At 70.8% G+C, this 20,468-nt stretch carries 17 protein-coding genes; 13 read left to right on the forward strand and 4 right to left on the reverse strand.

The annotated features are described in order from the left end of the window. Positions 1 to 147: 147 nt before the first annotated feature. Together WFI16_RS00400 and WFI16_RS00405 are read left to right on the forward strand one after the other, a co-directional pair. Complete coding sequence (locus WFI16_RS00400; RefSeq protein WP_419895813.1) at positions 148 to 1,266, forward strand: NAD(P)/FAD-dependent oxidoreductase; 1,119 nt, start codon at positions 148 to 150, stop codon at positions 1,264 to 1,266. 14 nt (positions 1,267 to 1,280) lie between these two features. Further along, complete coding sequence (locus WFI16_RS00405; protein ID WP_419895814.1) at positions 1,281 to 2,276, forward strand: threonine ammonia-lyase; 996 nt, start codon at positions 1,281 to 1,283, stop codon at positions 2,274 to 2,276. Positions 2,277 to 2,391: 115 nt separating this feature from the next. On the opposite strand, the gene mntR is transcribed toward WFI16_RS00405, so the two are convergent. The 4 genes from mntR to WFI16_RS00425 all read right to left on the reverse strand — a co-directional run bounded on the left by mntR (position 2,392) and on the right by WFI16_RS00425 (position 7,504). Further along, positions 2,392 to 2,823: a manganese-binding transcriptional regulator MntR gene (gene mntR, locus WFI16_RS00410; protein WP_419895815.1), complete on the reverse strand. Its 432-nt coding sequence runs from the start codon at positions 2,821 to 2,823 to the stop codon at positions 2,392 to 2,394. A 120-nt stretch (positions 2,824 to 2,943) separates the two neighbouring features. Next, complete coding sequence (locus WFI16_RS00415) at positions 2,944 to 5,304, reverse strand: helicase-related protein (protein ID WP_419895816.1); 2,361 nt, start codon at positions 5,302 to 5,304, stop codon at positions 2,944 to 2,946. Positions 5,305 to 5,399: 95 nt separating this feature from the next. Further along, on the reverse strand, positions 5,400 to 6,143 hold the full coding sequence (locus WFI16_RS00420; RefSeq protein WP_419895817.1) for an SDR family NAD(P)-dependent oxidoreductase: 744 nt from the start codon (positions 6,141 to 6,143) through the stop codon (positions 5,400 to 5,402). Positions 6,144 to 6,289: 146 nt separating this feature from the next. Beyond that, a complete protein-coding gene (locus WFI16_RS00425; protein ID WP_419895818.1) occupies positions 6,290 to 7,504 on the reverse strand; it encodes a serine hydrolase domain-containing protein in 1,215 nt (404 codons plus the stop codon). Between the two features lie 233 nt (positions 7,505 to 7,737). Between WFI16_RS00425 and WFI16_RS00430 the strand changes: the two genes are divergently transcribed. The 11 genes from WFI16_RS00430 to WFI16_RS00480 all read left to right on the forward strand — a co-directional run bounded on the left by WFI16_RS00430 (position 7,738) and on the right by WFI16_RS00480 (position 20,452). Next, positions 7,738 to 9,888 carry an acetate--CoA ligase family protein gene (locus tag WFI16_RS00430; RefSeq protein ID WP_419895819.1) on the forward strand — a complete coding sequence of 717 codons (2,151 nt, stop codon included), beginning with the start codon at positions 7,738 to 7,740 and terminating at the stop codon, positions 9,886 to 9,888. Then, complete coding sequence (locus tag WFI16_RS00435; RefSeq protein WP_419895820.1) at positions 9,885 to 10,736, forward strand: MaoC/PaaZ C-terminal domain-containing protein; 852 nt, start codon at positions 9,885 to 9,887, stop codon at positions 10,734 to 10,736. The genes WFI16_RS00430 and WFI16_RS00435 overlap by 4 nt, the downstream gene beginning before the upstream one ends. Next, positions 10,733 to 11,788 (forward strand): acyl-CoA dehydrogenase family protein, encoded by a 1,056-nt coding sequence (locus WFI16_RS00440; RefSeq protein ID WP_419895821.1) that lies wholly within the window; start codon positions 10,733 to 10,735, stop codon positions 11,786 to 11,788. Before WFI16_RS00435 ends, WFI16_RS00440 begins: the two co-directional genes overlap by 4 nt. Beyond that, on the forward strand, positions 11,785 to 12,930 hold the full coding sequence (locus WFI16_RS00445) for an acyl-CoA dehydrogenase family protein (protein WP_419895822.1): 1,146 nt from the start codon (positions 11,785 to 11,787) through the stop codon (positions 12,928 to 12,930). Before WFI16_RS00440 ends, WFI16_RS00445 begins: the two co-directional genes overlap by 4 nt. A gap of 47 nt (positions 12,931 to 12,977) precedes the next feature. Continuing rightward, a complete protein-coding gene (locus WFI16_RS00450) occupies positions 12,978 to 14,150 on the forward strand; it encodes a thiolase domain-containing protein (protein WP_419895823.1) in 1,173 nt (390 codons plus the stop codon). 4 nt (positions 14,151 to 14,154) lie between these two features. Continuing rightward, complete coding sequence (locus WFI16_RS00455) at positions 14,155 to 14,544, forward strand: Zn-ribbon domain-containing OB-fold protein (protein ID WP_419895824.1); 390 nt, start codon at positions 14,155 to 14,157, stop codon at positions 14,542 to 14,544. A gap of 57 nt (positions 14,545 to 14,601) precedes the next feature. Further along, positions 14,602 to 15,513 carry an SDR family NAD(P)-dependent oxidoreductase gene (locus tag WFI16_RS00460; protein WP_419895825.1) on the forward strand — a complete coding sequence of 304 codons (912 nt, stop codon included), beginning with the start codon at positions 14,602 to 14,604 and terminating at the stop codon, positions 15,511 to 15,513. Positions 15,514 to 15,605: 92 nt separating this feature from the next. Next, complete coding sequence (locus tag WFI16_RS00465; protein ID WP_419895826.1) at positions 15,606 to 16,958, forward strand: MmgE/PrpD family protein; 1,353 nt, start codon at positions 15,606 to 15,608, stop codon at positions 16,956 to 16,958. Positions 16,959 to 16,969: 11 nt separating this feature from the next. After that, positions 16,970 to 18,130, forward strand: a complete 1,161-nt coding sequence (locus WFI16_RS00470) for an acyl-CoA dehydrogenase family protein (protein WP_419895827.1) — start codon at positions 16,970 to 16,972, stop codon at positions 18,128 to 18,130. Positions 18,131 to 18,132: 2 nt separating this feature from the next. After that, positions 18,133 to 19,266, forward strand: coding sequence for a CaiB/BaiF CoA transferase family protein (locus tag WFI16_RS00475; protein WP_419895828.1), 1,134 nt, complete (start codon positions 18,133 to 18,135; stop codon positions 19,264 to 19,266). Between the two features lie 19 nt (positions 19,267 to 19,285). Further along, positions 19,286 to 20,452 carry an acyl-CoA dehydrogenase family protein gene (locus WFI16_RS00480; RefSeq protein WP_419895829.1) on the forward strand — a complete coding sequence of 389 codons (1,167 nt, stop codon included), beginning with the start codon at positions 19,286 to 19,288 and terminating at the stop codon, positions 20,450 to 20,452. Positions 20,453 to 20,468 lie beyond the last annotated feature (16 nt).

Genomic DNA, 20,468 nt, shown 5'->3' on the forward strand with positions numbered 1-20,468 from the left:
TCGCACGGGCGGCTTGATGCCGCCGGGCCTTTGCGGCCACTCGTTGCGAGGCCGAGGTTAGGCATTGCCGTGGGGGGCTGGCAATCATTGTTGGCGGCGGCCCGGGACACTTGCGGGGTTTTCATGCCCGGCCCAGGATGCCGCGCCATGCAGAAGCCCATCTTCGAGGCGCTGGTCATCGGCGCCGGCATGGCGGGCGCCAGCGCCGCCGCCCATCTGGCCCCCACCCGCCGCGTCGCCCTGCTGGAGGCCGAGGAACGGCCGGGCCTGCACAGCACCGGCCGCTCCGCCGCGCTGTGGGAGCCGAACTGGGGACATGCCGACAGCCGCGCCCTGACCCGCGCCTCGCACGGCTTCCTGACCGCGCCGCCGCCCGGCTTCGCCGAGGTGCCGCTGACCACGCCGCGCCGCGCGCTGCATCTGGCGCCGCCGGACCAGGTCGCCGAACTGGAAGCCGCCATCGCCGCCACCGCGGATTTCCAGGCGATCTCGCCGGAAGACGCCCGCAGGATCGTGCCCGCCCTGCGCCCCGGCTATGCCGCGGCGGCGGCGCTGGAAAGCGTCGTGCTGGATATCGATGTCGCCAGCCTGCACCAGGGTTTTTTGCGCATGGCCCGCGCGGCGGGGGCCGTGGTGCTGCCCAATCAGCGTGCTGCCCGCATCGAGCGCCGCGACGGGCTCTGGCAGGTCGAGACCGAGGCGGGAGAAAGCTTTGCGGCGCCGATCCTGGTGAATGCTGCCGGCGCCTGGGGTGATGCGGTGACGGCGATGGCCGGGCTGCCCAAGCTCGGGCTGCAGCCGAAGCGGCGCACCGCGCTGATCGTCGATCCCTCGCCCTGGCCGGTCAGCGCCTGGCCGCTGGTCGGCGATATCGGCGCCAGCTGGTACGCGCGGCCCGAGGCGGCGACGCGGCTGATGCTCTCGCCGGCCGACGAGACCGACTGCGAGCCCGGCGATGCCCAGCCCGACGAGCTCGACATCGCCATCGCGGTGGACCGCCTGACCCAGGCGATGGACATCGCCATCCGCCGCGTCGAGCACCGCTGGGCCGGGTTGCGCAGCTTCCTGCCCGACCGCTCGATGGCGATCGGCCCCTCCGGCGCGCCCGGCTTCTTCCAGATGATCGGCCAGGGCGGCTACGGCATCCAGACCGCGCCCGCCCAGGGCCGGCTGCTCGCCGCCCTTGTCAACGACAGCGACCCCGGAGAGCTGGCGCCCGTCGCCGCCCTGGTCGATCCCCGCCGTTTCCAGACCGTCCCCGCCTGAAGGCCCGCCCGACCATGAATGCGATCAGTCCGCTGCCGCTTCCCACCCCTGCCGATGTCGAGGCCGCCGCCCGGCGCCTGGCCGGCCGCGTCGTGCGCACGCCGATGCTGCGCCACCCGCTGCTCGACCAGCTGACCGGCGGCACCGTGCTGGTGAAGCCCGAGCCGCTGCAGCGCACCGGCAGCTTCAAGTTCCGCGGCGCCACCAACGCCGTCCTGCAGCTGGACGCGGCGCAGCGCCAGGGCGGGGTGGTCACCCATTCCTCGGGCAATCACGGCCAGGCCATCGCCGCCGCCTCGGCCGCCGAGGGGGTGCGGGCGCTGATCGCCATGCCGCAGGACGCGCCGAGCATCAAGGTCGAGAGCACCCGCCGCTGGGGCGCCGAGATCACCTTCTTCGATCGCCACAACACCGACCGCGAGGCCCTGGCCGCGCAGCTGGCCGCCGAGCGTGGCGCCACCGTGCTGCCGCCCTTCGACCACCCGCATGTCATCGCTGGCCAGGGCAGCCTGGCGCTGGAGCTGATCGAGGACGCCCGCGCCGCCGGCCACAGCCTGGACGCGCTGGCGGTCTGCACCGGCGGCGGCGGGCTGATCGCCGGCTGCGCCCTGGCGGTCGAAGGCGCCTCGCCGGGGACCGAGGTCTGGGCCGTCGAGCCGGAAGGCTGGGACGACACCGCGCGCTCGCTGGCCGCCGGCGAGCGCCTGGCCAATGACGGCAAGGGGCTGAACCTGTGCGACGCGCTGCTGTCGATGCGCCCGGGCGAGCTGACCTTCGCGGTCAACCAGCCGCGCCTGGCCGGTGGCGTCGCCGTCACCCCGGAGGAGGTGTTCCGCGCCATGCGCTTCGCCTTCGAGGCGCTGAAGGTGGTGGTGGAGCCGGGCGGGGCCGTCGCCCTGGCGGCGGTGCTGGCCGGTAAGATCCCCGCCCAGGGGCGGACCATCGGGATCGTGCTGTCGGGGGGGAATGTCGATCCGGCGGTGTTCGCGAAGGCGCTGGCCGCGGGGTGAAGGAAGAGTCTGGGGGCATTGAATGCCCCCAGGCCCCCACCTTCATAAATAGATGGCGGGGTCCGGGGTGACCCTGTCACCCCGGCGGGGGTTTGGGGGCGGAGCCCCCATTCTTTCAGCCCCTGCCCAGGAACTTCTCGAAAGCGGCCAGGGTCGCATCGGAGACATGGTGCTCGATGCCTTCCGCGTCGATCTCGGCCACTTCGGGCGGCACGCCCAGGGCTTTCAGCACATCGACGACGACGCGGTGTCGGGCGCGGACCTCGTTGGCCAGGGCATGGCCGGCGGTGGTCAGGAAGACGCCGCGATAGGGCTTGGAATGGGCCAGCCCCTCGCGCTTCAGCCGGGCGATGGTCTTGATGGCGGTCGCATGCGACACGCCCAGGCGGCGGGCGATGTCGGTCGGGCGGGCCTCGCCGGTGCTGCTCAGCAGGTCGTCGATCAGCTCGACATAATCCTGCATCAGGGCGCTGGCACGGGCGGTGCGCGCGGAGGCATGCCGCGCGGCTTCCTGCGCCTCCGTCATCTCCGCCTCGTCCTGGTCCATGCCGCGCTCCCGGTGCAGTGCCGCCGCCTCTAGCATCGGCCAAGCCACAGCGCAAAATGTAGGCACTGCTACATTTTGCGCTGTATTATCTAATATTCTGATAAGGCTGGGGAAAAATCCTCAGGCGGCGCGGCGGGCGCGGCGCTGCTGGCGCAGCACGTCCTCGATCCAGCTGTCGAGGCGCTCGGTCTCGTTTTCCGCCTCGACCAGGTCCGGATAGGCCTGGGGGAAGCGCAGCGCCAGCCAGCGCCAGGCGACCAAGCGCTTGTGCACCTTCTCGCAGCGCTGCAGCTCCTCGCCCGAGGCGCGGTCCGGCGGCGGCAGGCGGCCGGCCAGCGGCGGCCGCACCGCGCGCCCGCCGCCATGGTCGACGGCCCAGCGGGCGAGGCGGGTGATGCCGTTGTCGCGCTCGTCCACCGGGCACATGGCATAGGTCCAGCGGTCCATCAGCGACAGGCCAGCGACGCCGTCGATCGCCGAGGCGATGGCCATCTGCTGCGTCAGGTCGGCGAGGCGGTAGTTCGGATCGTCCTTGCGCAGCACCGCGCGCTTGATCCGTGCCAGCACGCCGAACAGGCTGTCGGAGCCGATCTCGGCGGCGACGGCGGCGATGATGTCGGCATCCGGCTGCACCTGCGGCCGCAGCTCGGCCGGCGGCGCCGGCGGCGCCTCCATCATCGCCTTGATGAAGCCCGGATCGCCGGCGCCGGCCAGCACCGCGACCACGCCGCCCTCGTGATGGCCGAAGCGTCCGGCGCGGCCGCCGATCTGCTTCACTTCCTGGCTGTTCAGCTCGCGCCGTTCCTCGCCGTCGAACTTGCGCAGCGTCGAGAAGATGACCCGGCGGATCGGCAGGTTCAGCCCCATGCCGATGGCGTCGGTGGCGACCAGGATGTCGGCATCGCCCGAGCGGAAGCGGGCGGCCTCGGCGCGCCGCACCTCGGGCGAGAGCGCGCCATAGACCACGGCGACGCGGCGGCCGCGCGCCACCAGCCCCTCGCGCAGGTCCATCACGTCGCGGCGCGAGAAGGCGACCAGCGCGTCGCCGGTCTTCAGCTCGCCGGCATGCAGCGGCTTGGTCGAGGCATGCAGCGGGCCCTTGCGCTCGAGCGTGATCTCCTCGACCTCGTCGCCGCAGAGCTGGGCGATGCGCTTGACCATGGGCACGCATTCCGGCGCGCCCAGCACATAGACCTCGCGCGCGGGCACGCCCATTAGCGCGGCGGTCCAGGCGGCGCCGCGGTCGCGGTCGTGCAGCAGCTGCGCCTCGTCGATGATCGCGACATCGACCGGCATGTGGAAGGGGCACATCTCGACGGTGGCGGCCAGATGGCGGCTGCCGGGCGCCAGGATGCGCTCCTCGCCGGTCGACAGCGCGGCCTCGACGCCGCGCGCGGCCAGCGCGTCGCGGAACTCATGCGCCAGCAGCCGCAGCGGGGCGAGCGCGAAGCCGCTTTCCGCGGCGGCCAGGCGGTCGAGCGCGGTATGGCTCTTGCCGCTGTTGGTCGGGCCGGTGACCAGGATGATGCGGCGGATCAGCGCGCGGGCCGTCGCGAAATGCGCGGCATAGCGGTCGAGCGCGGCGGCGCGGGCGACCGCGGCATTGGCCGCCTTGCCGCCACGGCCGGCGGCTTCCTCGGCGGCGCGGGCGGCGCGCGGGCTCTGCTTGCCGGCGTCGCGCGGGTCGCGCTCGGCCTGGGCGCGCCAGCCGGCGACGTCGCGGCGCAGCGCGGTGATCTCGGCCGGGTCGAATTCCCAGCGCTCGCGGCCGCCGGGGCCGGGGATGCGGCGCGCCACCGGCAGCAGCCCGGCGCCGGCCCAGCGCAGCGCCTCGCGCTCCGAGCAGCGCAGCAGGCCCGGGATCGCCTCGATGCCGACCAGGCTCTTTTCCCAGGCGCGGAGGCGGGCGACCTCCTCGCGGCGCTTCTCGCGCGCGGCCTTCTCGGCCTGGCGGAAATCCTGGCGGCGGCGCTCCTCGACATGGGCGGCGGCGCGGGCGAAGCGGTCGGTCTCGGTGGCGTCCAGGCCGTGCGCGCGGGCGACGGCCTGGGCCAGGGCGGCATGCCGCTCGGCCGAGAGGGTGCTGCCGGTGATGTCCTGCAGCTCGGCCTCGACGATTTCCAGCGCGGCGCCGGGGCGCGGCGCGGCCTGGCGCAGGCGGGCCTGGACGGCGGCGTCCAGCGCGGCGCGCAGCTCGGCCTCGCCGGCATCGGGATCGGTCAGGCTGGCGGCGGCGGCATCGGCCTCGGCGCGGCGCACCCAGACCTGGCCGGCGCGGTTGGCGAGCGCCATCGCCGCCGAGGCCCAGGCCTTGCGCCGCACCTGGCACAGCGCGTCGGCCACCGCGTCGCGGTCCGCCGGCAGGCGGCGGGCGACCAGGCGGGTCAGCTGCGGCATCTCGCGCGGCTCGACCCGCAGGCCCGAGGCCAGGATGGCCGCTTCCGCCGGATGGGCGGGGGCGAGGGGGTCGTCATGCGTCACGATGCTGGTAGTCCCACAGGAAAGCCGAGATCAGGCAGGTTGTGCCGCAGCCTTACCGGAAAACACCCCGCGAACGCCAATGTTGCGGCGCCACATCAGACATGCTGGCCGCCATTGATGTGGATTTCCGAGCCGTTGATGTAGGAGCTGGCCTCGCTGCAGAGATAGTGGATGGTCTCCGCCACCTCCCGCGGGTCGCCGAGGCGGCCCATCGGCACCAGCTCCTGCACCAGCGCGTCGGTGCCGGGCGAGAGGATCGAGGTGGCGATCTCGCCTGGCGCGATCGCATTGGCGCGCACCCCGAGCGGGCCGAATTCATGGGCGAATTCGCGGGTCAGCGCGGCCAGCGCCGCCTTCGAGGCGGCATAGGCGACGCCGGCGAAGGGATGCACGCGCGACCCGGCGATCGAGGTGACGTTGACGATGGCGCCCCTGGCCGCCTCCAGCTCCGGCAGCAGGGCACGGGCCAGCAGCGCGGTGGAGACCAGGTTGACGTTCAGCACCCGGGTCCAGGTCTCGGCATCGCTCTCGCGCACGCCGAGCCGGGTGCCGCCCGGACCCTTCGGCGAGATGCCGGCATTGTTGACCAGCGCATGCAGCTGCCCGCCCGGCAGCCGCGCCCGCACCTCGGCCGCCAGCCGGTCGATGTTGTCGATCTCGGCCAGGTCGGCCTGGATATGCCCGTCCTGCGCGCCCGGCCAGGGACAGGCCAGGTCGAAAGGCTGGCGCGAGACGGTCAGCACCCGCCAGCCCCGCTCGCCGAACAGCTTCACCGTGGCATGGCCGATGCCGCGGCTGGCGCCGGTCAGCAGAAGGTAACGCGGAGACGCTTCGGTCATGACGGGCCCTTGGGAGCGGAGACAAGCAATCTTAGGGCAGGGAAAGGCCAGCGCCAGGGGCTCCGCCCCTGGACCCCGCCGGGGTGACAGGGTCACCCCGGACCCCGCCGTCAGTGGGCGCTACGGGGACAGAGGCGGGACTCTATTCAGTCCACCACCGCCGCATAGCTCAGCACCCGCAGCTCCCGCCGGATCGGATAGGTCGAGGAGGGCGTCATCTGCGTCAGCAGGATCACCGCCATCTCCTCGGCCGGGTCGATCCAGAAGGCGGTGGACGCGGCGCCGCCCCAGGCGAATTCGCCCGGCGTGCCGGTGATCTGGGCGCGGGCCGGGTTCAGCATCACCGAGAAGCCCAGGCCGAAGCCGATGCCCTCGGCGGTCGATTCCGACCAGCGGGCCTGGCCCATGGCGGCCATGTCGCCGTTCAGGTGGTTGGCGGTCATCAGCGCCACCGTCTTGCGGCCGAGCAGGCGGGTGCCGTCCAGCACGCCACGGTTCAGCATCAGCTGGCAGAAGCGCCAGTAGTCGCCGACCGTCGAGACCAGCCCGCCGCCGCCGGAGCAGACCTTGGGCGGGGTGAGGAAGCGGCTGCTGGCGGGGTCGTCGATCAGCGTCAGCCCGCCCTCGGGCGAGCGGGTGTAGTTGGCGGCGAAGCGCGGGCGCTGCGCCTCGGTGACGTGGAAGTCGGTCTCCATCATGCCGAGCGGGCGGAGGACGCGCTCGCGCAGGAAGGCGTCGAAAGGCTGGCCGGAGATGACGGCGACCAGGTGGCCGATGACATCGGTGGAGACGCTGTAGTTCCAGGCCGTGCCGGGCTGGGCGATCAGCGGCAGCCCGGCCAGGCGGCCCACCACCTCGGCCAGGCTGGCCTCGGCGGTCTGGAAGTCGACGCCGTGGTCGCGATACAGCCCGTCCACCAGGGTCGACTGCATGAAGCCATAGGTCAGGCCCGAGGTATGCGTCAGCAGGTCGCGGAAGGTGATGTCGCGGATCGCCGGCACCGTCTCGACCTTGCCGCGGGCGCCGCCGACGGCGACCCGCATGTCGCGGAATTCCGGCAGGAAGCGGGTGATGGCGTCGTCGAGCTGGAAGCGCCCTTCCTCGTAGAGCATCAGCAGCGCCAGGCTGGTGAGCGGCTTGGTCATCGAATAGATGCGCAGCACCGTCTCCGGCGTCATCGCCGTGCCGCGCGCCACATCGGCGAGCCCGGTGCTGTGCAGATGCGCCACCTGGCCACGGCGGGCCACCAGCGTGGTGATCCCGGGCAGGCGGCCGCTGGCCACCCAGCCATCCGCCCAGTCGGCGATGCGGGCCAGGCGCTGCGGGCAGAGGCCGACGGCCTCGGGGCGGGTCAGGTTCATGCGGCGCATCCGTCTGCGAAAGCGGCCGATCCTGGCCCTGGCGGGCGGCCGCGTCGAGGGGGCCAGCGGCTAACCGTCCGTCCATGATTTTACATGGTTGAATGGCGTTCGGCATATTGAATGGCTGGCGCCCCGGGGCTAGCCTCCCGGCCAAGGCCGCCAAGGCCAGAGGAAACAGTCGGGCAGGGCGGCCGCAGGGCCGCGCCGCTGCCCCCTGGGAAGGGAATGCGCCGTTGCCTGATACGCGCCTGCCGCCACCCCATTCGACCGCAGGGTCGGCGCTGCCGATGGGCACGCTCTCGGCCCTGCTGACGCCGCGCTCGGTGGCGGTGATCGGCGCCTCGGCCGATGCCGCGCGGATCGGCGGGCGGCCGATCGCCTATATGAAGGAGCTGGGCTTCCAGGGGCGGATCCTGCCGGTCAATCCGAAGCGGGACGAGATCCAGGGCCTGCCGGCCTATGCCAGCATCGCGGCGATGCCGGAGGTGCCGGACGTCGCCATCATCGCCGTGCCCGCCGCGGCGGCCGGCCCCGCGGTGCAGGAGCTGGCGCAGCGCGGCGTCAAGGCGGCGATCATGTTCAGCGCCGGCTTCGCCGAGATGGGCGAGGACGGCGAGGCGGCGCAGGCCCGGCTGGTGGCGGATGCCCAGGCACATGGCATGCGGCTGCTGGGGCCGAACTGCCTGGGCCTGTTCAACGCCCGCACCGGCTTCTACGGCACCTTCACCAGCAGCCTGGAGCGCGGCTCGCCCAAGCCCGGGCCGATCGGCATCGCCAGCCAGTCCGGCGCCTATGGCATGCATGTCTTCGGCCTGGCGCGCGATTTCGGCCTCGGCCTGTCCTGCGTGGTGACCACCGGCAACGAGGCCGACCTGAATGTCGGCCATATGATCGGCTGGATGGCGCAGGACCCGGAGACCGAGGTCATCGCCGCCTATGCCGAGGGCATCCGCGACGCCGGGAGCTTCCTGGCGGCGCTGGAGCTGGCCCGCAAGAACCGCAAGCCGGTGGTGCTGATGAAGGTCGGCCGCAGCGCGGTCGGCAGTGCCGCCGCCCGGTCGCACACGGCCTCCATCGCCGGCGACGACGCGGTGACCGATGCGGTGCTGGCCGAGTTCGGCGTGGTGCGCGCCCGCACCACCGAGGAGATGCTGGACATCGCCCGGCTCGCCACCCGGAAGATCTATCCGGCCGGCAACACGCTGGGCGTGCTGACCATCAGCGGCGGCGCCGGCGTGCTGATCTCCGACGCGGCCGAGGCCGCCGGCCTGCCGATGCCGCAGATGCCGGAGCCCGCCCAGCAGAAGCTGCGCGAGGCGCTGCCCTTCTGCGCGCCGCAGAACCCGGTGGACTGCACCGCCCAGGCGCTGAACGATCTTTCTCTTGTTGGCACCTTCGCCAAGGCGCTGGTGGAGGAGGGTGGCTACTCCTCGATTCTTTCGTTCTTCACCCATGCCGGCGGCGCGGCTTCTGTCGCGCCGCGGCTGCGGTCCGAACTGGCGGCGGTGCGCGCCGCGCATCCCGACCGGCTTTTCGTCCTCTCGGTGCTGGCCGACCCGCCGCTGGTGCGCCAGTTCGAGGAGGACGGCTTCACCGTCTTCGAGGACCCCTCCCGCGCCGTCGCCGCCATCGAGGCCATGGGCCGCTACGGCGATTCCTTCGCCCGCGCCGCGGCCGTGCCACCACCCGCCCTGCCGCAATTCACCCTGCCGGCGACCACGCCGAGCGAGGCCGAGGCCAAGCGCCTCCTGGCCGAGGCCGGCATTCCCGCCGCGCCGGAAGCCGCCTGCCCGACCGTCGAAGCGGCGGTGGCGGCGGCGGAGAAGATCGGCTTCCCGGTGGTGCTGAAAATCCTGTCGCCGGACATCCTGCACAAGTCGGAAATCGGCGGCGTGCTTCTGAACGTCGCCGACGTCGCCGCCGTGCGCGAGGGCTTCGCCCTGCTGCTGCAGCGGGCGAAGAGCGCCGCCCCGGCCGCGCGGATCGAGGGCGTGCTGGTGGCCAAGCAGCTCTCGGGCGGCGTCGAATGCATCCTGGGCGTGCATCGCGACCCGGTCTTCGGCCCGGTTGCCATGTTCGGCCTGGGCGGCATCTTCGTCGAGATCCTCAAGGATGTCTCCTTCCGCCGCTGCCCCTTCGGCGAGGCGGAAGCCGAGGAGATGATCCGCTCGATCAAGGGCGCGCCTTTGCTGCTCGGCGCCCGTGGCCGCCCGCCCGCCGATATCGAGGCACTGAAAAAGATGCTGTCGCGGCTGTCGGTGTTTGCCGCGCAGGCCGGCCCCCGCCTCGCCGGCATCGACCTCAACCCTGTCTTCGCCATGCCGCAGGGGCAGGGCGCCTTCGCCGCCGATGCGGTGATCGACATCGCGGAGGGTGACGCATGATCGACTACGACAAGCTGCTCAACTTCAAGATCCCCGAAATCCGGCAGACGCTGACCCCGCGCGACGCCGTCTTCTACGCGCTGTCGATCGGCTTCGGGCAGGACCCGATGGATGCGCGGCAACTGCCTTATGTGGCGACGCATAAGGGGCCGGCGGTGGTGCCCTCGATGGCGGTGGTGATCGGCCATCCCGGCTTCTGGGCGGCCGATCCGGCGACCGGCATCGATGCGGTGAAGGTGGTGCATGGCGAGCAGCGCATCACCCTGCACGCGCCGCTGCCGGCCTCGGGCGAGGTGATCGGCCGCACCCGCGTCACCGGCCTGGTCGACAAGGGTGAGGGCAAGGGCGCGCTGCTCTACTCCGAGAAGGAGATCACCGACGCGGCGACCGGCAAGCTGCTGGCCACCACCGGCAGCACCACCTTCCTGCGCGGTGATGGCGGCTTCGGCGGCCCCTCGGGCCCGGTGATCCCGCCCAACCCGATGCCGGAGGGCGCGCCGGAGATCGTCGTCGACCTGCCGACCCGACTGGAGCAGGCCTTCTATTACCGGCTGAACGGCGACGACAACCCGCTGCATATCGACCCGGAGATCGCCGCCAAGGCCGGCTTCCCGCGGCCGATCCTGCACGGGCTCTGCACGCTCGGCGTCGTCACCCATGCGTTGATGCGCGAGCTTGGCGACTACCGCCCCGAGGCGCTGAAGAAGCTTTCCCTGCGGTTCTCCTCGCCGGTCTATCCGGGCGAGACCATCCGCACCGAGATCTGGAAGAACGGCGCCTTCCGCGCCCGCGTCGTCGAGCGCGACGTCGTCGTGGTCAACAACGGCCATGCGGAGTTCGCGGCATGAGCGCGGTGATGGAGCCCGAGGATCGCGCCGAATCGATCCGCATGATCCGCGACAGCGCCGCTGGCCTGGCGCCGCGCGGCGGCGACCGCAAGCGGATCCGCGCGCTGCGCTTCACCGCGCCCGGCTATGACCCGGCCGTGCTGCGCCAGATGGGCGAGCAGGGCTGGATCGGGCTGCTGGTGCCCGAGGAAGCCGGCGGCGCCGGTCTCGGCCTGTCCGAATATGTCGCGCTGGTCGAGGAGCTCGGCGCCGCGCTGGTGCCGGAGCCGCTGGTCGCCGCGACGGTGTCCGCCCGGCTGCTCGCCGCCGCTGGTGCGCCACTCGAAGAAATCTTGGCCGGCGAAAGCCTGGTGCTGACCGCCTGGCAGGAGAAGCCGGGCAGCCTGTCGGTCCCCGGCACCCCCGGCGGGCCGCGCCTCTTCCTGCCGCAGGCCGGCGGCGCGGCGTCCTTCCTGGTGCCGGTCGCCGGGCGCGGGCTGCTGCGCCAGCCGGCCGAGGGCGCCGACCTGACGCTGGAACCGACCCAGGATGGCGGCGCCTTCGGCACGCTGCGCCCGGCCGAGCGCGGCGAGGTGCTGAAGCTCGACCCGGCCCTGCTGGAAGACGCGCTGGACGAGGCGGCGCTGGGCACGGCGGCCTATCTGCTGGGCGTCATGGACCAGGCCTTCGCGCTGACGCTCGACTACCTGAAGACGCGCCAGCAGTTCGGCAAGCCGATCGGCAGCTTCCAGGCGCTGCAGCACCGCGCCGCCGACCTGAAGATCCAGATCGCGCTGACGCGGGCCAGCGTCGAGGCGGCGGCGGCGCTCGCCGATCGCGGCGCGCCGCGGCCGCAGCGCCAGGCGGCGATCTCGCGCGCCAAGGCGCGGGCGGCGGATGCGGCGCTGCTGGTGACCCGCCAGGCGGTGCAGCTGCATGGCGGCATCGGCTATACCGACGAGGCCGATATCGGCCTCTATCTGCGCAAGGTGATGGTGCTGGCCAGCCAGTTCGGCAGCGCCGGACTGCACCGCCGCCGCTTCGCGGCCCAGACGCCGGAGGACGAGGCATGACCGACTACAACGCGCTGTCCGACGAGGATTTCCGCGCCGAGGTGCGGCGCTTCGTCGAAAGCAGCTACCCCGCCGCGCTGCGCAACCCGCCGCACCGGCTGCACTGGCAGGAAGGCGAGGACTGGTTCCGCATCCTGCAGCAGAAGGGCTGGGTGGCGCCGGGCTGGCCGGTCGAGCTCGGCGGCATGGGGCTCGACGCCTCGAAGCAGATCATCCTGATCGAGGAATACGAGCGCCACGGCGTGGCGCGCCTGCCCGACCATGGCGTGATCATGCTGGGCCCGCTGCTGATCCGCTTCGGCACCGAGGCGCAGCGCGCGAAGTTCCTGCCGAAGATCCTGGCGGGCGAGCATATCTGGTGCCAGGGCTATTCCGAGCCCGGCGCCGGCTCCGACCTGGCCTCGCTGCGCACCGAGGCGGTGCTGGAGGGCGACCACTACGTGGTCAATGGCCAGAAGATCTGGACCACGCTGGCCACCGACGCCAATTGGATCTTCTGTCTGGTTCGCACGGACAAGGCGGCGAAGAAACAGGAAGGGATTTCCTTCCTGCTGATCGACATGACGACGCCGGGCGTCACCGTGCGGCCGATCATCAATCTCGGCCTGCATGACGAGTTCTGCGAGGTCTTCTTCGACAATGTCCGCGTCCCCGCCGAGAACCTGGTGGGCGAGGTCAACAAGGGCTGGAGCATGGCGAAGGCCCTGCTCGGCTTCGAGCGCATCTTCCTCGGCTCGCCGCGGCAGTCGGGCTATGCGCTGGCGCGGCTGCGGACGCTGGCCGAGCGGATGGGCGTCTTCGACGAACCGGATTTCCAGGAGCGCTACATCCGGCTGCGCTGCGATCTCGAGGACCACAAGGCGCTGTATGAAAGCTTCGTCGCCATCCTGCGGCGTGGCGAGACGCTGGGCCCGGATGTCTCGATGCTGAAGCTGCACCAGTCCGACCTGTTCCAGCGCATCACCGAGCTGATGCTGGAGATCGCCGGCGAGAATGCGGGTCTGCTGAAGCCGATGGAGGGCAATCGCGACCTGCATCCCTCCGGCCAGTTCATCGAGGCGCGGCCGACGACCATCTATGGCGGCAGCTCGGAAATCCAGCGCGGCATCCTGGCGAAGAACGTCCTGGGATTGCCGGGCTGACGTGATCGGCCGCCACAGGCGGCGCCAACAGGGGAAGGAAGAGGCGTTTGAGCATCCGAGGCAAGGCCTGCATCGTCGGCGCCTATGAGCATCCGACGCGCAAGGCCGAGAACAAGAGCGTGGCGCAGCTGCATGCGGAGGTGGCGCTCGGCGCGCTGCGCGATGCCGGGCTGACGCGGGCCGATGTGGATGGCTATTTCTGCGCCGGCGACGCGCCGGGCATGGGTCCGCTGAGCATGGCGGACTACATCGGCTTGGACCGGCTGACGCATTACGACTCCACCGATGTCGGCGGCTGCTCGTACCTGGCGCATGTGGCGCATGCGGCCGAAGCCATCGCCATGGGCAAGTGCAAGGTGGCGCTGCTGACCCTGGCTGGCCGCCCGCGCTCCGAAGGGGTGGCCACCGGCACCGCGCCGCGCCCCGGCGACCCGCGCCAGCCGGATGTTCAGTTCGAATATCCCTTCGGCCCGGCGATCGCCAACATGTACGCCATGTGCGCGCAGCGGCACATGTACGAGTATGGCACGACCTCGGAGCAGCTGGCCTGGATCAAGGTCGCCGCCAGCCATCATGCGCAGCACAACGAGCATGCCATGCTGCGCAAGGTGGTCACCGTCGAGGATGTGGTGAATTCGCCGCTGGTCGCCGACCCGCTGCACCGCCTCGATTGCTGCGTCATCAGCGATGGCGGCGGCGCGTTGGTGGTGACCAGCCCGGAGATCGCCCGCACGCTGAAGCGCCCGGTGGTGACCATCCGCGGCGCCGGCGAGGCGATCAAGCATGTCGATGGCGGCCGCATCGACCTGACCTATACCGGCGCGCGCTTCGCCGGCGCCCGCGCCTTCGAGATGGCTGGCGTCAAGCCCGCCGACATCAAGTATGCCAGCATCTATGACAGCTTCACCATCACCGTGCTGATGCAGCTGGAAGACCTCGGCTTCTGCGAGAAGGGCCAGGGCGGCAAGTTCGTGTCGGACGGCAATCTAATCTCGGGCGTCGGCAAGCTGCCCTTCAACACCGATGGCGGCGGGCTCTGCAACAACCACCCGGCCAATCGCGGCGGCATCACCAAGGTGATCGAGGCGGTGCGGCAGCTGCGCGGCGAGGCGCATCCGGCCGTGCAGGTGAAGAATTGCGACCTGGCGCTGGCGCATGGCACGGGCGGCTCGCTCGGCACGCGGCATGGCAGCGCCACGCTGGTGCTGGAGAGGAGCTGAGCGCATGACCGAGACCCGCATCCCGCCGGCGCCGACCCCCGATCCCTCGACCCAGGCCTTCTGGGACGCGGCGCGCGAGGGCAAGCTGCTGCTCGGCCGCAACACCAAGACCGGCAAGCTGCATTACCCGCCGCGCCCGGTCTGCCCCTTCGACGACGAGGGCGAGGTGGAGCTGGTGCCGGCCAAGGGCGCCGGCACCATCTACAGCTTCAGCATCATGCGCGCGAAGGTGCCCTATGCCATCGCCTATGTGGAGCTCGAGGAAGGGCCGCGGATGATGACCAACATCATCGGTGCCGCTTTCGACAGCATCCGCATCGGCCAGAAGGTGACGCTGCAGTTCCAGCCGACCGATGGTGACGGGCCGCCGGTGCCGATGTTCACCCCTGCCTGAGACCGCTTGCCGGGGCGATGAGCCCCGGCCTTTGTTCGAGAACGAGGAAACGAGACCATGATGCTTGAAGGCAAGGTCGCCATCGTCACCGGCGCCGGCGGCGGCATCGGCCGCGAGATCGCGCTGGCCATGGCGCTGGCCGGGGCCAAGGTGGTGGTGAACGACATCGGCGCCTCGCTGACCGGCGAGGGCGAGACCTCGGCGACGCCGGGCGAGCAGACCAAGAACATCATCGAGCAGCGCGGTGGCCAGGCGGTGACCAACACCGACAGCGTCTCCGACTGGGACAGCGCGCGCAACATCGTCAAGACCGCGATCGACGCCTTCGGCCGCATCGACATCGTGGTCAACAATGCCGGCATCCTGCGCGACCAGATCTTTCACAAGACGACCGCCGAAGAGTGGCTCGCCGTCATCAACGTGCATCTGAACGGCAGCTTCTTCGTCTCGCGCGCCGCCGCCGAGCATTTCCGCGCACAGGGCTCGGGCGCCTATGTGCACATGACCTCGACTTCCGGCCTGATCGGCAATTTCGGCCAGGCGAACTACTCGGCGGCGAAGCTCGGCATCGCCGCGCTGTCGAAGTCGATCGCGCTCGACATGCAGCGTTTCGGCGTCCGCTCCAACTGCATCGCGCCGTTTGCCTGGAGCCGCATGACCAGCTCGATCCCGGCCGAGACGCCGGAGCAGAAGGCGCGCGTCGAGAAGCTGAAGCGGATGACGCCGGAGAAGAACGCGCCGCTGGCCGTCTTCCTGGCGAGCGATGCCGCGAAGGATGTGAACGGCCAGATCTTCGCTGCCCGCAACAACGAGCTGTTCCTGTTCAGCCAGCCGCGCCCGGTGCGCAGCGCGCATCGTTCCGAGGGTTGGACCCCTGAGCTGATCGCCGAGCATGCGCTGCCCAGCTTCAAGGCCGGCTTCATGGCCCTGGAGCGCAGCGGCGACGTCTTCTCGTGGGATCCTGTCTGATCTGATAGAAAAAAGATGGGGGTCCGGGGGAATTCCTTCCCCCGGCCTTCCTTTTGGGAGTAGCGCCGATGGGCATCACCCAGGACTTGTCCGTGTTCGCTTCCGGCCTCCGCCTGGAGGCCTTGCCCCCCGAGGTGGTGGCGCGCACGCGCGACCTGGTGTTGGACCTGGTCGGCAATATCGTCCGTGCCCGGCATGAGGCGGAGAGCACGCCGGCGCTGCTGGCCGCCGTGAAGGCGCTGGGCCTCGATCGTGGCGAAAGCCGGGTCTTCGCCGACCGCGCCACCTACAGCCCTGCGGGTGCCGCGCTGATCAATGCGACGCTGGGCCATTCGCTGGATTTCGACGACACCCATGCGGTAGCCGTGGTGCATCCCGGCGCGCCGGTGATCCCGGCGGCGATCGCCGCTGGCGAGATGGTGGGCGCCTCGGGCGCCGAGGTGCTGGCTGGCATTGTCGCCGGCTACGAGGTCGCGCTGCGGCTGGCCTTGGCGCTGCCGGCGGGGGCGCATTACGACCGCGGCTTCCATCCGTCTGCCACCTGCGGCGCCTTCGGCGCGGCCGCGGCGGCGGCCCGGGTCTTCGGCCTGGATGCGGCGGGGATGGCCTCGGCACTGGGCATCGCGCTGAGCCAGAGCGCCGGCAGCCTGCAGTTCCTGGCCAATGGCGCCTGGACCAAGCGCTTCCAGGTAGGCTGGGCCGGCATGGCCGGGCTGACGGCGGCGACGCTGGCGCGGGAAGGCTTCAAGGGCGCGGCCGACGCCATCGAGGGCAAGCACGGCTTCCTGAATTCCTACGCCCCCGCGCCGCAGCCGGATCGTGTGCTGCAGGATCTCGGCCAGGTGTGGGAGCTGATGCTGACCGGCGTGAAGCCCTATCCCTCCTGCCGCTGGGGCCATGCGGGGATCGACGCGGCCCTCGCCCTGCGCGCGGAGCTCGGGCTGGAGGCCGGCGAGATCGAAGGCGCCACGCTCGGCATTTCGCGCGCGGGGATGCTGCTGGTGGGCTCGCCGCCGGAGCGCAAGGCGAACCCGACCAATATCGTCGACGGGCAGTTCAGCGGGCCCTTCGTCATCGCCACCGCCCTGGCCACCGGGCAGATGGGCTGGGACAGCTATGCCCAGCTGCAGGACCCGGCGCGGAAGGCGCTGATGCAGAAGATCACCTGCGAGAACGACCCGGAGATCGAAGCGGACTTCCCGGCCAACATGTCCGGCAAGCTCACCCTGCGCGCGCGCGGACAGACCTTCACCCGCACGGTGATCGTGCCGAAGGGCGAGCCCGACAATTTCCTCAGCGAGGCGGAGCTGCGCGCCAAGTTCGGCGGGCTGGCGGATGCCGTGCTGGGCGCCGAGGCCGCCTCGGCGCTCGCCGAGACCATCGCGCGGATGGACCGGCTGAACGACGTCTCCGCCCTGCTGCGCCACCCTGCCGAAGCCGCCTGAAAGAACGCCCGATGGACCAGACGACCGACAACCATGCCGAGATCCGCGTCGAGGTGGCCAAGCTCTGCGCCCGCTTCCCCGGCGAATACTGGCGCAAGCTGGACGAGGTGCGCGGCTATCCCACCGAGTTCGTGCAGGCGCTGACCGAGGCCGGCTGGCTGGCGGCGCTGATCCCGGAGGAATTCGGCGGGTCGGGCCTGCCGCTTTCGGCCGCGGCGGCGATCCTGGAGGAAGTGCAGCGCCAGGGCTGCAACGGTGCCGCCTGCCATGCGCAGATGTACATCATGGGCACCATCCTGCGGCACGGCAACGAGCGGCAGAAGGCCGAGTACCTGCCGAAGATCGCCAGCGGCGAGCTGCGGCTGCAGGCCTTCGGCGTCACCGAGCCGACCAGCGGCACCGACACCACGGCGCTGCGCACGGTGGCGCGGCGCGAGGGCGACAAGTACATCGTCAATGGCCAGAAGATCTGGACCTCGCGCGCCGAGCATTCCGACCTGATGCTGCTGCTGGCGCGCACCACGCCGCGCGACCAGGTGGCGAAGAAGACCGAGGGGCTGTCGACCTTCATCGTCGACATGCGGACCGTGCTGGGCAAGGGCCTGACCATCCGGCCAATCCGCACGATGATGAACCACAATTCCTGCGAAGTGTTCTTCGACAACATGGAAGTGCCGGCCGAGAACCTGGTCGGCGTCGAGGGCAAGGGTTTCCGCTACATCCTCGACGGGATGAATGCCGAGCGGCTGCTGATCGCGGCGGAATGCATCGGCGACGCCAAGTGGTTCATCGAGAAGGCCGTGGGTTACGCCAAGGAGCGCGTGCTGTTCGGCCGGCCGATCGGCCAGAACCAGGGCGTGCAGTTCCCGATCGCCCGGGCCTATGCGCAGATGCGCGCGGCCGAGGCCATCGTGCAGAAGGGGCTGGAGAAGTTCGAGGCCGGGGTGAACCCGGGCGAGGAAGCGAACATGGGCAAGATGCTGGCGGCCGAGGCCAGTTGGGCCGCCGGCGAGGCCTGCGTGCAGACCCATGGCGGCTTCGGCTTCGCGGAAGAATACGACATCGAGCGGAAGTTCCGCGAGACGCGGCTGTACCAGGTGGCGCCGATCAGCACCAACCTGATCCTGTCCTATCTCGGCGAGCATGTGCTCGGCATGCCGCGGAGCTATTGAGCATGGTTCCGGGCAAGCCGCTGGCCGGGCTGCTGGTCGTCTCGATGGAGCAGGCGGTGGCGGCGCCGACCTGCTCGGTGAAGCTGGCCGATGCCGGCGCGCGGGTGATCAAGATCGAGCGGGCCGAGGGCGATTTCGCCCGTGGCTACGACAAGGCCGCCGCCGGGCAGTCGACCTATTTCGTCTGGCTGAACCGCGGCAAGGAAAGCGTCTGCCTGGACATCAAGCAGCCGGACGACAAGGCGCTGCTGGCGGCGCTGCTCGCCAAGGCCGATGTCTTCATCCAGAACCTGGCACCCGGCGCCATGGCGCGCGCCGGCTTCGGCAGCGCGGAACTCCGCAAGAAGCATCCGCGGCTGATCACCGTCGATATCTCGGGCTATGGCGAGAGCGGCGACTATGCCTCGATGAAGGCCTATGACCTGCTGGTGCAGGCGGAAAGCGCGCTGGCCTCGATCACCGGGCATCCGGCCGGGCCGGGCCGCGTCGGCGTCTCGGTCTGCGACATCGCGACCGGCACCATGGCGCATGCCGCGGTGCTGGAGGCGCTGATCGAGCGCGGCATCACCGGCGAGGGCAAGGCGATCGGCATCTCGCTGTTCGATGCCATGGCCGACTGGATGAATGTCCCGCTGCTGTATTTCGAAGGCACCGGCAAGGCGCCGCAGCGGCTGGGGCTGGCGCATCCGTCGATCTGTCCCTATGGCGCCTTCGCCACCTCCGACGGGGCGCTGGTGCTGATCTCGATCCAGAACGAGCGGGAATGGCAGCAGTTCTGCACCGGCTTCCTGCAGGAGCCGGAGCTGCCGCAGCGCGAGGGGTTCCGCAGCAATGTCGAGCGCGTCGCGCACCGGGCACAGGTGGACGCGCATGTCGCCGCCACCTTCGCCACGCTGACGCGGGATGACTGCGCGCAGCGGCTGCGCGGCGCGAACATCGCCTATGGCTTCGTCAACGACCTGCCGGCGCTGGCAGCGCATCCGGCGCTGCGGCGGCTGGTGGTGCAGACGCCGAATGGCGAGGTGGCGATGGCCGCCCCCGCCGCGCGGCTGGACGGCGCGCCGCGGGCGTATGGCCCGGTGCCGGCGCTGGGCGCGCAGACCGAGGCGGTGCGGAAGGAATTCGCCGCCGGCTAGGGGAACAAGGAACAAGAAGATGGATTTTGCGGCGAGCGCGGAGCAGGACGCGCTGCGCGAGGCGATCGCGCGGCTGTGCCAGGGGTTCGGCGACGACTACTGGCTGGCGCGCGACACGGATGGGCGCTTCCCCGCGGAATTCCACCAGGCCTTGGCGAAGGATGGCTGGCTCGGCGTCTGCATGCCGCCGGAGCTCGGCGGCGCCGGGCTCGGCATCACCGAGGCGGCGATCATGATGCGGAGCATCGCCGAATCAGGGGCCGGGATGACCGGCGCCTCGGCCGTCCACATGAACATCTTCGGGCTGAACCCGGTCGTCGTCTTCGGCAATGACGAGCAGAAGGCGCGGATGCTGCCGCCGCTGATCGCCGGGCAGGAGCGCGCCTGCTTCGCGGTGACCGAGCCGAACACCGGGCTCGACACGACGCAGCTGCGCACCCGGGCGGAGAAGCGCGGCGACCGCTATGTCGTGCATGGGCAGAAGGTGTGGATCTCGACGGCGCAGGTCGCCGAGAAGGTGCTGCTGCTGGCGCGCACCACGCCGATCGAGGCCGTCCGGAAGAAGACCGAGGGGCTGAGCCTGTTCTACACCACGCTCGACCGGGCGAAGGTGCAGGTGCGCGAGATCCCGAAGATGGGCCGCAAGGCGGTCGATTCGAACGAGCTGTTCTTCGACGGGCTGGAGGTGCCGGAGGCCGACCGCATCGGCGAGGAGGGGCGCGGCTTCGACTATATCCTGCACGGGCTGAATCCCGAGCGGATCCTGATCGCGGCGGAGGCGGTGGGGTTGGGCTTCGTCGCGCTGCAGCGGGCGACGGCCTATGCCAAGGAGCGGCAGGTGTTCGGCCGGCCGATCGGGCAGAACCAGGCGATCCAGCATCCGCTGGCCGAGAGCTGGATGGAGCTGGAGGCGGCCTGGCTGATGGTGATGAAGGCGGCCTGGCGCTACGACCAGGGCCTGTCCTGCGGCGCCGAGGCGAATGCGGCGAAGTACCTGGCCGCCGAGGCCGGCTTCAAGGCCTGCACCCAGGCGGTGATGACGCATGGCGGCTTCGGCTATGCCCGCGAGTACCATGTCGAGCGCTATCTGCGCGAGGTGATGATCCCCCGCATCGCCCCCGTGAGCCCGCAGCTGGTGTTGTGTTTCATCGCCGAAAAAGTGCTCGGCCTGCCAAAATCCTACTGATGGCGGGGTCCGGGGG

The organism is Roseomonas sp. USHLN139, assembly GCF_037145735.1.
Lineage (GTDB): Bacteria > Pseudomonadota > Alphaproteobacteria > Acetobacterales > Acetobacteraceae > Pseudoroseomonas.

What these genes read in the sequence shown, in the direction of transcription:
- WFI16_RS00400 (WP_419895813.1), top strand. Translation starts at nt 148, where the DNA reads ATGCAGAAGCCCATCTTCGAGGCGCTGGTCATCGGCGCCGGCATGGCG.
- WFI16_RS00405 (WP_419895814.1), top strand. Translation starts at nt 1,281, where the DNA reads ATGAATGCGATCAGTCCGCTGCCGCTTCCCACCCCTGCCGATGTCGAG.
- mntR (WP_419895815.1), bottom strand. Translation starts at nt 2,823, where the DNA reads ATGGACCAGGACGAGGCGGAGATGACGGAGGCGCAGGAAGCCGCGCGG.
- WFI16_RS00420 (WP_419895817.1), bottom strand. Translation starts at nt 6,143, where the DNA reads ATGACCGAAGCGTCTCCGCGTTACCTTCTGCTGACCGGCGCCAGCCGC.
- WFI16_RS00425 (WP_419895818.1), bottom strand. Translation starts at nt 7,504, where the DNA reads ATGAACCTGACCCGCCCCGAGGCCGTCGGCCTCTGCCCGCAGCGCCTG.
- WFI16_RS00435 (WP_419895820.1), top strand. Translation starts at nt 9,885, where the DNA reads ATGATCGACTACGACAAGCTGCTCAACTTCAAGATCCCCGAAATCCGG.
- WFI16_RS00440 (WP_419895821.1), top strand. Translation starts at nt 10,733, where the DNA reads ATGAGCGCGGTGATGGAGCCCGAGGATCGCGCCGAATCGATCCGCATG.
- WFI16_RS00445 (WP_419895822.1), top strand. Translation starts at nt 11,785, where the DNA reads ATGACCGACTACAACGCGCTGTCCGACGAGGATTTCCGCGCCGAGGTG.
- WFI16_RS00455 (WP_419895824.1), top strand. Translation starts at nt 14,155, where the DNA reads ATGACCGAGACCCGCATCCCGCCGGCGCCGACCCCCGATCCCTCGACC.
- WFI16_RS00460 (WP_419895825.1), top strand. Translation starts at nt 14,602, where the DNA reads ATGATGCTTGAAGGCAAGGTCGCCATCGTCACCGGCGCCGGCGGCGGC.
- WFI16_RS00470 (WP_419895827.1), top strand. Translation starts at nt 16,970, where the DNA reads ATGGACCAGACGACCGACAACCATGCCGAGATCCGCGTCGAGGTGGCC.
- WFI16_RS00475 (WP_419895828.1), top strand. Translation starts at nt 18,133, where the DNA reads ATGGTTCCGGGCAAGCCGCTGGCCGGGCTGCTGGTCGTCTCGATGGAG.
- WFI16_RS00480 (WP_419895829.1), top strand. Translation starts at nt 19,286, where the DNA reads ATGGATTTTGCGGCGAGCGCGGAGCAGGACGCGCTGCGCGAGGCGATC.